The organism is Methylocystis sp., from assembly GCF_051061225.1.
Classification (GTDB): Bacteria; Pseudomonadota; Alphaproteobacteria; order Rhizobiales; family Beijerinckiaceae; genus Methylocystis.
Map to the genome: position 1 here is coordinate 28,913 of NZ_JBPFEB010000006.1, position 12,333 is coordinate 41,245.

The 12,333-nt window shown below is 69.1% G+C and carries 9 protein-coding genes; all 9 read right to left on the bottom strand.

The features are described 5' to 3' along the window. Window positions 1-59: 59 nt before the first annotated feature. Window positions 60-2,768, bottom strand: a complete 2,709-nt coding sequence (locus ACR652_RS02130) for a nitrate reductase (RefSeq protein ID WP_434504875.1) — start codon at window positions 2,766-2,768, stop codon at window positions 60-62. A gap of 8 nt (window positions 2,769-2,776) precedes the next feature. Continuing rightward, complete coding sequence (locus ACR652_RS02135; protein WP_434504876.1) at window positions 2,777-4,384, bottom strand: sulfite reductase subunit alpha; 1,608 nt, start codon at window positions 4,382-4,384, stop codon at window positions 2,777-2,779. Beyond that, a complete protein-coding gene (locus tag ACR652_RS02140) occupies window positions 4,381-6,135 on the bottom strand; it encodes a NirA family protein (RefSeq protein ID WP_434504877.1) in 1,755 nt (584 codons plus the stop codon). Before ACR652_RS02140 ends, ACR652_RS02135 begins: the two co-directional genes overlap by 4 nt. Beyond that, window positions 6,135-7,340, bottom strand: a complete 1,206-nt coding sequence (locus tag ACR652_RS02145) for an NAD(P)/FAD-dependent oxidoreductase (RefSeq protein WP_434504960.1) — start codon at window positions 7,338-7,340, stop codon at window positions 6,135-6,137. Before ACR652_RS02145 ends, ACR652_RS02140 begins: the two co-directional genes overlap by 1 nt. Next, complete coding sequence (locus ACR652_RS02150; RefSeq protein WP_434504878.1) at window positions 7,340-8,131, bottom strand: ABC transporter ATP-binding protein; 792 nt, start codon at window positions 8,129-8,131, stop codon at window positions 7,340-7,342. Before ACR652_RS02150 ends, ACR652_RS02145 begins: the two co-directional genes overlap by 1 nt. A 17-nt stretch (window positions 8,132-8,148) precedes the next feature. Beyond that, on the bottom strand, window positions 8,149-9,030 hold the full coding sequence (gene ntrB / locus ACR652_RS02155; protein WP_434504879.1) for a nitrate ABC transporter permease: 882 nt from the start codon (window positions 9,028-9,030) through the stop codon (window positions 8,149-8,151). A 20-nt stretch (window positions 9,031-9,050) separates the two neighbouring features. Then, window positions 9,051-10,343, bottom strand: a complete 1,293-nt coding sequence (locus ACR652_RS02160) for a CmpA/NrtA family ABC transporter substrate-binding protein (protein ID WP_434504880.1) — start codon at window positions 10,341-10,343, stop codon at window positions 9,051-9,053. Between the two features lie 277 nt (window positions 10,344-10,620). Beyond that, window positions 10,621-11,754: a CmpA/NrtA family ABC transporter substrate-binding protein gene (locus tag ACR652_RS02165; protein ID WP_434504881.1), complete on the bottom strand. Its 1,134-nt coding sequence runs from the start codon at window positions 11,752-11,754 to the stop codon at window positions 10,621-10,623. Next, window positions 11,751-12,323, bottom strand: a complete 573-nt coding sequence (locus tag ACR652_RS02170) for an ANTAR domain-containing response regulator (protein WP_434504882.1) — start codon at window positions 12,321-12,323, stop codon at window positions 11,751-11,753. Before ACR652_RS02170 ends, ACR652_RS02165 begins: the two co-directional genes overlap by 4 nt. Window positions 12,324-12,333 lie beyond the last annotated feature (10 nt).

Consider the following 12,333-nt stretch of genomic DNA (forward strand, 5'->3'; position numbering starts at 1 on the left):
TTTTCTCCTTTCTCTTAAGCGCGTTTCGCCGTCCCGCGCCAGACGGCGGGGCGCGGCCGTCAGCCTTCGCCCCGGCGCCGGGCGATCATGCGGGCGATTTCCGGCGCGCAGGAGCCGCAATTGGTCCCGGCGCGCGTGCGCCGGCCGATCTCGCCAGCGTCGCAGCCCTCCGCGATGGCCGCCTCGATGCGCGCCGCCCGCACGCCGAAACAGGCGCAGACCAGCGCACTGTCGTCGGCCTCCCCGGCGGCGCGCCCGGAGAGCAGCGCCAGACGCTGCGCCGGGCCGGGCGCCTCCAGCGCGAACAGCGCCAGCGCGCTCTCCCAGGACTCAGGCTCCGTCCCCAGGAAGAGCAGGCGCTCGGGCCGCCCGGCGACGAAGGCCGCCGCCCGGTACAGCCCGCGCGCGCTGTCCACGAACTCGGCGCAGTCGGCCCCCGGAACGCCATGCGACAGCGTCTCGCGCCAGTCGGCGTCGGTCGCGTCGCTGGCCAGCCGGTAGGCGACGCCGCAGGGGACGGCGACGCGGGTCCAGACGCCGTCGCGGGCGAGGCGCAGCGGCCTCCGCGTCAGCAGGAAGCCCTGCCGCGCGAAGACATGCGGCGCGATCGCGGCGGGCGTCGCCTTGGATTCGGGCTGGCCGGACACCGGATCGACATGCGGCGCGACCAGCGCGCCGACGCGCGCCTGCGCCGAGGTGGCGTCGGTCCAGTGGATCGGCGCGAAGATCTGGCCCCTCGGCTGGCGGTCGGTGACGCGCACGCGCAGCACGCAGGCTCCCTGCGCCGTCGTGACGCGCGCGAAACCCGCGTCCGCGAGCCCCGCCGCCGCCGCGTCGTCGGGATGGATCTCGACGAAGGGCTCGGGCAGGTGAAGCGCGAGGCGCGGGCTCACGCCGCTGCGGGTCATCGTATGCCACTGGTCGCGCACGCGTCCCGTATTGAGCCGCAGCGGGAAGGCGTCCGAAACGCGCGCGGCGAGCGCCGGGGCGGCGGGCGCGACGAAGCGGGCGCGGCGGTCGGGCGTGTAGAAGCCGCCCGCCCCGAACAGGCGCGCGCGGCCCTGTTTCTCCCCGGCGCGCACCGGCCATTGGACGGGCGCGAGCGCGGCATAGGCGTCGTCGCTCGCCTGCGCCAGCCCGCCGATGTCGAAATCGCGCCGCCCGTCGTTCTCGAAAGCCGAGAGGGCGGCGTGTTCGCGAAACACATCCGCCGCCGAGCGGTAGTCGAAGCCGGAAAAACCCATGCGCCGCGCGACGCCGGCGAAGATCGCCCAATCCGGCCGCGCGGCGCCCGGCGCCGGCAGGAAGCCGCGCTGGCGCGAGATGCGGCGCTCGGAATTGGTGACGGTTCCGTTCTTCTCGCCCCAGCCCTGCGCGGGCAACAGCAGATGCGCGCCGGCAAGAGTGGTGTCGGTCGCGCGCGTCGTGTCGGAGACGACGAGGAAATCGAGCCGCCCGAGCGCCGCGCGCATGGCGTCGGCGTCGGGCAGCGAGGCGGCGGGATTGGTGCAGGCGATCCACAGCGCCTTGATCTCGCCGCGCGCGACGGCGTGAAACATGTCGACGGCCTTGCGCCCCTCGCCCGTCGCCATGCGCGGCGCGCCCCAGAAGCGGCGCAGGCGGTCGACGTTCTCCGCCTCGAAGCCCATATGCGCGGCGAGGCTGTTGGCGAGGCCGCCGACCTCGCGCCCGCCCATGGCGTTGGGCTGTCCGGTGAGCGAGAAGGGTCCGGCGCCCGGCTGGCCGATGCGGCCCGTCGCCAGATGGCAGTTGAGGATGGCGTTGACCTTGTCGGTTCCCTGCGCGGATTGATTCACGCCCTGCGAAAAGGCGGTGACGACGCGCGGCGTCGCCGCGAACAGGCGAAAGAAGGCCGCGACCTCTTCGTCGCGCAGGCCCGTCGCGGCGGCGGTCGCGGCAATGTTCGGCGTCAGCCGCCGCGCGGCGTCGCGGGCGGCCTCGAAGCCAGACGTGCAGCGCCGGATATAGTCTTCATCGAGCGCGCCGCTTTGCGCCAGATGCGCCAGCAGGCCCGAGAACAGCGCCTGATCCATGCCCGGCGCGATTTGCAGGAAGAGATCGGCGCTGTCGGAGGTCGCGGTGCGGCGCGTGTCGATGACGACCATCTTCGCGCCGCGCGTCTCGCGGTTGCGCATGACGCGCTGAAACAGCACCGGATGGCACCAGGCCGCGTTGGAGCCGACGAAGACGACGAGATCGGCGCAGTCGAGATCCTCGTAGCAGCCCGGAACCGTATCCGCGCCGAAGGCCCGCTTGTGGCCGGCGACGCTCGACGCCATGCACAGGCGCGAATTGGTGTCGACGTTGGAGGAGCCGATGAAGCCCTTCATCAGCTTGTTGGCGACGTAATAATCTTCCGTCAGCAATTGCCCGGAGAGATAGACGCCGACCGCCTGCGGCCCATGGCGCGCGGCGATGTCGCTGAAGCGCGCGGCGACTTCATCGAGCGCGGCGTCCCAGTCGATGCGCGCATAGCCGCCGTCCGGCTGGCGGCGCAGCGGGAACAGCAGGCGTTCGCCGGTCGCGAGCGTTTCGCCCAGCGCCGAGCCCTTGGAGCACAGGCGCCCGAAATTGGCCGGATGGTCGGGATCGCCGGAGATGCGCGCGCCGCCCTTGCCGTCTGGCGACGCGAGCACGCCGCAACCGACGCCGCAATACGGGCAGGTCGTGCGCGTCGCGACCGCCGGGGTCGAAGGCGGCGGCGCGGCGGCGGACGGCTGTCGTGTAATCACTGTGTCCTCAAACATGCGCCGCCTCAATAAACATCCTGCATATAACGGCCGGACTTTTTGAGTCCAGCCACGAAGGCCACCGCCTCGTCGGCGCTGCGCGCGCCATATTGCGCGACGATGTCGACGAGCGCGCGCTCCACATCCTTCGCCATACGCTGCGCGTCGCCGCAGACGTAAAGATGCGCGCCCTCCGCGAGCCAGGCCCACAGATCGCCGCCCGATTGGCGCATGCGGTCCTGCACGTAGAATTTCTCCGCGCCGTCGCGCGACCAGGCGAGCGACAGCCGCGTGAGCAGGCCCGTCGCCTTCATGGCCTCGAATTCATGGGCGTAGAAGAAATCATGCGCCGAACGCTGATGGCCGAAGAACAGCCAGTTTTTCCCCGGCGCGCGCGTCGCCGCGCGCTCCTGGAGAAAGGCGCGGAAGGGCGCGACGCCGGTGCCGGGGCCGATCATGATGATGGGCGTTTCGGGGCGCTCCGGCAGGCTGAAATTGTGAGCCGACTGCACATAGGCCCGCAGCGTTTCGCCCGGCGCGGCGCGCTCGGCCAGAAAGGTCGAGGCGACGCCGAGCCGCTTGCGTTGGCCGACGACATAGCGCACCGCGTCGACGGTGAGCGAGAGCCGCCCCGGCGTCGCCCTCGGCGAGGAGGAAATGGAATAGAGCCGAGGCTGCAAGGGCTCCAGCGCCTCGATGAAGGCTTCCGGGTGCGGGCGCGCATTGGGAAATTTTTGCAGCACGGCGAGCACGTCGAGCGCCTTCGCGTCGCCGTCCGGGTCGTCGCCCTGCGCCAGACGACGCGCCTTCTCGCGCGTCGCGCCGCCAGTGAGGAAGGAGATGAGATCGAACAGCGCGTCGGGCGCGGGCGCGAGCGAGACGTCGCCAAGCAGAATCTCGCGCAGCGTCTTGCCGCGCAGCTGCGTGACATGGGAGACGCCGAGCATGGCGATGATCTGATCGACGAGGCCCGGATGGTTTTGCGCAAAGACGCCGAAACTGTCGCCGGGGCGATAGTCGAGGCCGCCGCCGGAAACGTCGCATTCGACGTGCCAGGTCTCCTTTTCGGAACCCTCCGTATTGAGACGGCGGCGCGAGAGAAAGACGGCCGTGGCCGGCGCGTCGCGCGAGCGGCCGGGGATCAGCGCGGGCGCGTCTGTCTTTGGCGCGTCTGTCTTTCGTGCGTCTGTCTTTGGTGTGTCGCTCTTGGGCGCGGCGCCCTGCTCCGCCGCGAGCGCCTTCAACATGCGCGCGGTGTCTTTACCGCCGGGCGCGCAGAGATTGAGCCGCGTTTCCGCGCCTGTGGCGAGCGCCTCCGCATAGCGCTCGCAATCATAGCCGCACTGGCCGCAGTCCTGCTGCGCCATGGCCGCCATCATGCGGCGGCGCAGCGGCCGGCCCTGCGCCAGCGCCATGCGCGCGTCGAGCGGCAGCGTCTGATCATGCCAGGGCGCCGCGCCATCGTCGGCGTCGGGCGCGGCCATGACGGCGGCGGCGTCCCGCGCCGACAGCGGCGTCGCCGCGGCGCCCTCGGGCAGGACGAAAGCGGCGAAGAAACCATTGAGCCAGGCGCGCTGCTCGGGCGAGAACGGCGCGGTTTCGGGAATGAGGCTGGGCGGCGGCGTGTGATTCATGGCGTTTGCTCCGCATCGGCGAGGCGACGGATGGCGTCCGCGTCAAGGCGGCGCGCGAAGGCGACGAAGCTTTCATCCCCGGCGCTTCGATGACGCCGGTAGGCGCGCAGGATGCGCGCGACCCTTCGCGGCGCGTCCTCCGCGCGCACATGTTCGTAAAGCGCGCGCGCGACGCCCGCCTCCTCCGCGAAGCCGCCGCCGACGAGAATGTGATAGCCCGGCGCCGTGTCGCCCTCCTCATTGACCGGAACGCGCGCGCCGATGAGGCCGATGTCGCCGATGTAATGCTGCGCGCAGGAGTGATGACAGCCGGTGACATGGATATTGACCGGCGCGTCCATGGGCGCCGTCTCTTCACAATAGGAGGCGATGGCGGCCCCATCGCGCTTGGTGTCGGCGGCGGCGAAACGGCAGCCGGAACTCCCCGTGCAGGCGACGAGGCCGGCGCGGATCGGCGAGGCTTGCGTCGAAAGGCCGAGCGCGTCGATCGCGGCGCGGGCGGCATCGACCTGCGCATCGGCGACGCCGGTGATGAGCAGATTCTGCCAGACGGTGAGGCGCAGGCCGCCGTCGCCGAAGCGGCGCGCAATCTCCGCGAGGCCGCGCGTCTCGTCGGGCGTGAGGCGCCCGAGCGGCAGGGCGACGCCGATCCAGTTGAAGCCCTTCTGCTTCTGCGGATGCACGCCGATATGCGCCGCGCGATCCTGACGCGGGCGCGGCGCCACGGCGTCGGCGGGCGCGCGCGTCAGTGGTCGGCCGAGCTTCTCTTCGACGGCGGTCAGAAATGCCTCGAAGCCCCAGGCGTCGAGCAGATATTTGAGCCGCGCCTTCGCCCGATTGGTGCGGTCGCCCGCTTCGATGAAGACGCGCAGGATGGCGTCGGCGACCGCGACGGCCTCGTCGGGGGCGACGATCACGCCCGTGTCGCGCGCGAAATCCTTGTGACCCGTAATGCCGCCGAGCGCGAGGCGAAACCACACGCCGGGCGCGACGCCATGGCCGTCGCGCAGTTCGACCGCCTGAAAGCCGATGTCGTTTGTGTCTTCGAGCGCGCCGACGCGTCCGGCGCCGTCGAAGGCGATGTTGAACTTGCGCGGCAGGCCGGTGAGCGAGCGATCGTTGAGAATGTGATGATGCATCGCCCGAGCGTAAGCGCGCGTGTCGATCAGCTCCTGCGGATCGACGCCGGCCGTCGGAGTGCCGGTGACATTGCGGATATTGTCGGCGCCGGAGCCTTTCGTCCACAGGCCGAGGTCCTGCACGGCCTCGATGACGGCGACGGCGTCTTTCGGCGCGATTTCACGGATCTGGAGATTGGCGCGCGTCGTGACATGCAGATAATTGCCGCCGAGGCGCTGCGCGACATCCGCGAGTCCGGCGAACTGCCAATGGGCAAGCAGCCCGTTGGGAATGCGCAGCCGGCACATATAGGCGTCCTGCGCGGGCGCCACGTAGAAGAGTCCGTAATAGCGCCAGCGGAAATTATCGGCGGGCCGGGGCGCCGCATTGTCGCGCGCCTGCGCGACGAGGCGCGGATAGGCGTCGAACGGATGCTCCTCGCGCTTCCATTTTTCCTGATCGGTGAGTTTGGCGCGCGCGGCGGCGCGATCCTGCGCCGCAAGATGCGCGGCGTCCGGCCCCATGGGCGCGGGCGCCGACGGCGCGGCGGCGGGCGTGACGCTTCGCGCGGAAAGGCCCGCCGCGAAGCCTTCGAGATAACGCTGCTGATCGAGCGTGAAAGGCGCCGACATCAGGCTGCCTCCTTTTCCAGCGGAAGACCGAAGATCAGCGCGTCGCGCGCGGTTGCGACGCTCTCGCCCGAGCGGATGAACCCGAGACACTCGCTCGCGCCAGCGACGTCGCCCATGAGGATCGCGCCCGTCAGCCGGTCGCCGTCCATCACGAGCTTGCGATAGACGCCCATGCGCGGATCGCGCAGCGTCATCGCGCCCGCGCTCATCACGTCGCCGGCCGAAAATACGCGCACGCCGGAGACTTTCAGATTGGTGGCGACGACGCTGCCGCGATAGGACGCCGCGCGCCCCGCGAGGCGCGCCGCCAGCACCCGCGCCTGTTCATAGGCGGGCTCAATCAGCCCGTAGCATTGGCCCGCGTGCTGGGCGCAGTCGCCCAGGGCGAAGATGTGCGGGTCGCTCGTCGCGAGCGCGTCGTTCACGATCACGCCGCGCCCCAGGGCGAGGCCCGCCGTCGCCGCCAGCTCCGTCCCGGGACGAACGCCGACCGCGAAGATCACCGCGTCGACGTCGCGCCGCGACCCATCCGCGAAGGCGACCTGACGCACACTTCTGTCGCCGTGAAGATGCGTGGCGCTGGCGTCGAGCACCACCCGCACGCCCTTCTCCTCGACGAGACGGCGCAGCAGCGCCGCGCCCTCGCAATCGAGCTGACGCTCCATCAGGCGGTCCATCACATGCGCGAGCGTCACCTGCGCGCCGCGCCGCGAGAGCCCGTAAGCGGCTTCGAGCCCGAGCAGCCCGCCGCCGATGACGAGAACGCGCGCGCCCGCCGCGCCGAGACGCGTCATCGCCTCGACATCGGCGACGTCGCGGAAGCTGTGCACGCCGGCGAGATCGGCGCCCGGCAGGGGAAGCCGCAGCGCCCGCGCGCCCGTCGCCAGCACGAGCGCGTCGTAGGAGAGACCGGCGCCGTCGTCGAGCGTCACGCGCCGGGCCCGCGCGTCGATCGCGACGGCCTTGCGGCCGCTGATGAGATCGACGCCCGCCGCGCGCCACCACGGCGCCGGCTTCAGCGCCAGATCGGCAAGGTCGATCTCGCCCGCGAGCGCGGGAGACAGCAGCACGCGATTATAGGGCGGCCGCGGCTCCTCGCCGACGACGCAGATGTCGTATCGGTCCGGCGCCTGCGCGCGCAGCTCTTCGACGAGTCGCGTCGCCGCCATGCCGCCGCCGATGATGACGAGCTTGCCGCGCGCCATCATGCGGCGTCCACATAGCGGTGGCGTTCGTAGAGGAATTGCAGCACGCGACGGCGGCAGTCGAGGTAGACGGGATCGGCCGCGAGCGCGACGCGCGCCCGCGGACGCGGCAGCGGAATCTCCAGCACCTCGCCGATGGTCGCCTGCGGGCCGTTGGTCATCATCACGATGCGGTCGGAGAGCAGCACGGCCTCGTCGACGTCATGCGTGATCATCATGACGGTGGCGCCGAGCCGCTCGTGCAGGGCCATCACCTGATCCTGAAGATGCGCGCGCGTCAGAGCGTCGAGCGCGCCGAAGGGCTCGTCGAGCAGCAGCACCTTCGGCTGCATGGCGAGCGCCCGCGCAATGCCGACGCGCTGCTTCATGCCGCCGGAAATCTCGCCCGGCCGCTTGTCCTTCGCATGGCCCATCTGCACGAGATCGAGATGATGCATCGTCCAGTCGTGGCGCTCCTTGCGGCTCGATCCGGCGAAGACCTTGTCCACGGCGAGACGGATGTTCTCATAGGCCGACAGCCAGGGCAGCAGCGAGTGATTTTGAAACACGACGGCGCGGTCCGGCCCCGGCGCGTTCACCTCGCGCTCCTCCAGCAGCACGGCGCCCTTCGTCGCCGTCGTCAGCCCCGCGACGATATTGAGAAGCGTGGACTTGCCGCAGCCGGAATGGCCGATGATGGAGACGAACTGGCCTTTTTCGACGCGCAGCGACACATTTTCCAGAACCTTGGTCTGTATCCCGCCACGCGCAAAAACCTTGTCGACGTTTTCGATCTTGAGATAAGCGTTCATGATGGCCTCCTGCGAAGTCAGTTTGCCGGCGCGCCGCGCGTGGCGAGCGCGCCGATGAGGGCGACGAGGCGGTCGAGCAGAAAGCCGGTGACGCCGATATAGACGAGCGCCACGAAGATGTCGGGCAGGCGGGAGGAGTTCCAGGCGTCCCAGATGAAGAAGCCGATGCCGACGCCGCCGGTGAGCATCTCCGCCGCGACGATGGCGAGCCAGGACAGGCCGACGCCGATGCGCAGGCCGCTGAAGATGTAGGGCGCGGCGGCGGGGATCATGATCTTGTAGAAGAACTCGACCTGATTGAGCCGCAGCACCGCCGCGACATTGCGGTAGTCCTGCGGAATATTGCGCACGCCGACGGCGGAATTGATCACGATCGGCCACAGCGCGGTGATGAAGATCACGAAGATCGCGGACGGCTGGCTATCGCGAAAGGCCGCCAGCGAAATCGGCAGCCAGGCGAGCGGCGGCACGGTGCGCAACAGTTGAAAGATCGGATCGAGCCCGCGCGTCGCCCATTTCGACTGGCCGACAAAGGCGCCGAGCAGCACACCCGCGACGCTGGCGAGGCCGAAGCCCACGGCGACGCGTCGCAGCGAGGTCAGCACGCGCCAGCCGAGGCCCATGTCCTGCGACCCCGCTTCGTAGAAGGGATGCAGCATGAGCTCATTGGCCTCGCTCCAGATGCGCGAGGGCGACGGCAGCGCCGAGGTCGGACGGGCGCAGAGAAGCTCCCACGCCAGCAGCAGCAGGACGAGCGTGACGAGCGGCGGAACGACGGCGGCGAAGAAGCCCCCGATGTGATCCCTGTATTTGATCAGCAACGGCGTGCGGCGGCGGCGGAACGCTTCCTCGATCTCCAGATCACAGACGCCGGCGCGATCGTCATGGGTGACGGGCATTGTCATCTCGTCTCGTCCTTTCATGCTTGCGCGCGTTTGATCGACTGGCTTTCGAGCCAGGCGAGCGGCTTTTCGGGATCGAAGACCTTGCCGTCGAAGAAGGTCTCCCTGCCGCGCGATGTGGAGGCGGGAATATCCGCCGCCGCGACGCCCGCCGCCTTCGCCGCCTCGCGCCAGATGTCCTCGCGGTTCACCTTCGCGACGAGCGCCTTGACGTTCGTCTTCGCGTCGAGCTTGCCCCAGCGCATTTCCTCGGTGACGAACCAGGCGTCGTGACTCTTGAACGGGTAGGAGGCGTTGTCGCGCCAGAATTTCATGCCATAAGGCGTGCCCGTGGCGACGCGGCCATTGCCATAGTCGATGTCGCCCTTCAGGCGCCCGGCGATGTCGGTCACGGGGACGTTGAACCATTGCCGCCGCGCGACGATCGCGGCGACCTCCGGCTTGTTTTCGGGCTTGTCGCAATATTGCTGCGCCTCGATCACCGCGGAAACGAGCGCCCGCGCGGCGCGGGGATTTTTGTCGACCCATTCGGCGCGCATGCCGAGCGCCTTTTCAGGATGTTTCGCCCAGATTTCGCCGGTGGTGCAGGCGGTGTAGCCAACGCCCTGATTGACGAGCTGCGCGTTCCACGGCTCGCCGACGCAGAAGGCGTCCATATTGCCGACCTTCATGTTGGCGACCATTTGCGGCGGCGGCACCACGATGGTGGAAACGTCGCGGTCGGGATCGATTCCCGCCGCCGCGAGCCAGTAGCGCAGCCACAGATCATGCGTGCCGCCGGGGAAGGTCATGGCGACCTTCACCTCCCTGCCCTCGGCCTTCTTCCTCGCGAAGGCCTCCTTGAGCGCTCCGGCCTTCGCCGTCGCCTTCATGTCCCTGTAATCGTTGGAGACAGAAATTCCCTGACAGTCGAGATTGAGGCGCGCCAGAATATACATCGGCGTCGGCGCATTGTTCTGCGTCACCTTGCCGGTGGCGATGAGATAGGGCATGGGGCTGAGAACATGCGCGCCGTCGATCCCGTTGGCCCCGCCGCCGAGAACGAGATTGTCGCGCGTCGCGCCCCAGGACGCCTGTTTCACCACTTCGACGTCGGGCATGCCATATTTGGCGAAGAGGCCCTTTTCCTTTGCAAGGATTAGCGGCGCGGCGTCGGTCAGCGCGATATAGCCGAGCACCGCCTTCGTCGTTTCCGGCCCCGCGCCCTGCGCGAAGACGCCGCGCGGCAGGCCGAGCGCCGCGAGGCCCGCCGCGGCGCCCGTCAGCAGGGTTCTGCGATGAAGATGCGGTTTTGGCTGTGAGTTCGACATCGGCTGAGCCTTTCCTCTCCCGGTCGCCCGGAGCAAAAAAAAACCGCTGTGCGAAAACCTCGACGAGTCGATGTTTCCGTCACAGCGGCGTTGCTGCAAGGACCCTGCGCTGGGTCCGATCTGGTCGAATTACACTAAGCAATCCCGGCGCCAGCCGGCGCGCGTCGGTCAAGAGACTGGAATCGCGCTCACTTTCCGTTCGTGGCGGGCGGAGGCCGGCGCCCTGCGTCTGGCGAAAGGGCGCCGCATTTTTTTGCACAAGGGCGAAAAACCGGGCTTACCGCCGGCCGAAAGCGGCGACATAGGCGCGGATGTCGTCGGCGTCGAAGGCCGGACCCGCGAAGGCGCGGATGGGCGTCGGCGGGGCGGCGGTGGCGCAGGCGGCGTCGAAGAAGCGCGGATCGAAGACCGCCCGCGCCATGCGCAAATGTTCGGGCGAAAAGGCGGCCTGCCGCCAGCGCAGCATCTGCGCGTAGAGCCAGGCCGCCTGATAGGGATCGGGGCGGCCCGTGCGCGCGTCGCCGAACAGGAGATAATCGGCCTGCGCCGTCCGCGCCTGCGCGTCGAGCCGGCCGTCGAGCGTGCGGCGGATCGTCTGCGCGTCGACGCCGACGCGATCCGGCCGCGCGAGCAGCGCGGCGACCTCGGCGCGGTTTTCCGGATCGCGCACGAAGTCGGCGGCGCGCATCACGGCGCGGATCAGCGCCGCCGCGCGCTGCGGGTCACGCGCGGCGACGTCGTCGCGCAGGGCGAGCGTCTTTTCCGGCGCCGGATGAAAGATCGCGCAGCCGGGATGCAGGATCACGCCGAGGCCGGCGTCGGCGGCGACGGCGTTCCACGGCGCGCCGACGCAGAAGCCGTCGACCTGCCCCTTGGCGAGATTGTCGACCATGTAGGGCGGCGGCAGCACCACGAGGCGCAGATCGTGATCGGGATCGATCCCGCCTTCCGCCATCCAGTAGCGCAACTGGTAATTATGCGTGGAGAAGGGGAAGGTCATGCCGAAGGTGAGCGGATCGTCGCCGCGCCGCTCGCGGTCACGGATGACGCTGCGCAGGGCGCGCGCGCTGACGGCGGGATTGCCCAGCGCGCCGTCCGCCGCCTGCGTCATCTGCGCATGCAGCGCGCGCGAGACGGTGATGGCGTTGCCATTGGCGGCGAGATTGAGCGCGGCGACGAGCTTGACCCGCACATGGCTCAGGCCCAGCGTGGAGGCGACGGCCATGGGCGCGAGGAGATGGGCGGCGTCGTAATGGCCGATCGCCAGCCTGTCGCGCATGTTCGACCAGGACACATCCCGCACGAGTTCGACCGCGAGGCCCTCGTCGGCCGCGAAGCCCTTGTCGGCCGCGACAAGGAGGCTCGCCGCGTCGACGAGCGGAATGAAGCCGATCTTCACGTCCGGCGTCATCTCAACAACTCCGACGCGGTGATAATGGATTGCGCGATCTCGACGATCTTCTTGCTCTCGCGCATGGCGACGCCGCGCATGAGCCGGTAGGCCTCGTCTTCGGGTAGATTTTTGGACTTCATCAATATGCCCTTGGCGCGGTCGATGATCTTGCGTTCCTCGAGATCGGATTTGGCGCGCTCCAGCTCTGTCTGGAGCCGCGCGAAGGCGTTGAAGCGCGAGACGCACAGATCGAGGATCGACCTGATCCGCTCCTTCTTCAGCCCGTCGACGATGTAAGCCGACACGCCCGCGTCCACCGACGCCTGAATCGAGGCCGTGTCGGACTGATCGACGAACATGGCGACGGGCCGCCGCACCGCGCGGCTGACCTGAAACATCTGCTCCAGCTCGTCGCGCGAGGCGTTGTCGAGTCCGATCAGAATGATGTCAGGATCGATGGCGTAGATGCGCCGCAAGAGATTTTGTGTTTCGGCGATGCGCGTGACGTCGTCGAAACCCGCTTCCCGCAATCCCGCCTCCAGAATGGCGGCGCGGATGGGACTCTCATCGACGATGACAATTTTCACGGGATGCTCG

What these genes read in the sequence shown, in the direction of transcription:
- ACR652_RS02130 (WP_434504875.1), bottom strand. Translation starts at nt 2,768, where the DNA reads ATGTTTGAGGACACAGTGATTACACGACAGCCGTCCGCCGCCGCGCCG.
- ACR652_RS02135 (WP_434504876.1), bottom strand. Translation starts at nt 4,384, where the DNA reads ATGAATCACACGCCGCCGCCCAGCCTCATTCCCGAAACCGCGCCGTTC.
- ACR652_RS02140 (WP_434504877.1), bottom strand. Translation starts at nt 6,135, where the DNA reads ATGTCGGCGCCTTTCACGCTCGATCAGCAGCGTTATCTCGAAGGCTTC.
- ACR652_RS02145 (WP_434504960.1), bottom strand. Translation starts at nt 7,340, where the DNA reads ATGGCGCGCGGCAAGCTCGTCATCATCGGCGGCGGCATGGCGGCGACG.
- ACR652_RS02150 (WP_434504878.1), bottom strand. Translation starts at nt 8,131, where the DNA reads ATGAACGCTTATCTCAAGATCGAAAACGTCGACAAGGTTTTTGCGCGT.
- ntrB (WP_434504879.1), bottom strand. Translation starts at nt 9,030, where the DNA reads ATGCCCGTCACCCATGACGATCGCGCCGGCGTCTGTGATCTGGAGATC.
- ACR652_RS02160 (WP_434504880.1), bottom strand. Translation starts at nt 10,343, where the DNA reads ATGTCGAACTCACAGCCAAAACCGCATCTTCATCGCAGAACCCTGCTG.
- ACR652_RS02165 (WP_434504881.1), bottom strand. Translation starts at nt 11,754, where the DNA reads ATGACGCCGGACGTGAAGATCGGCTTCATTCCGCTCGTCGACGCGGCG.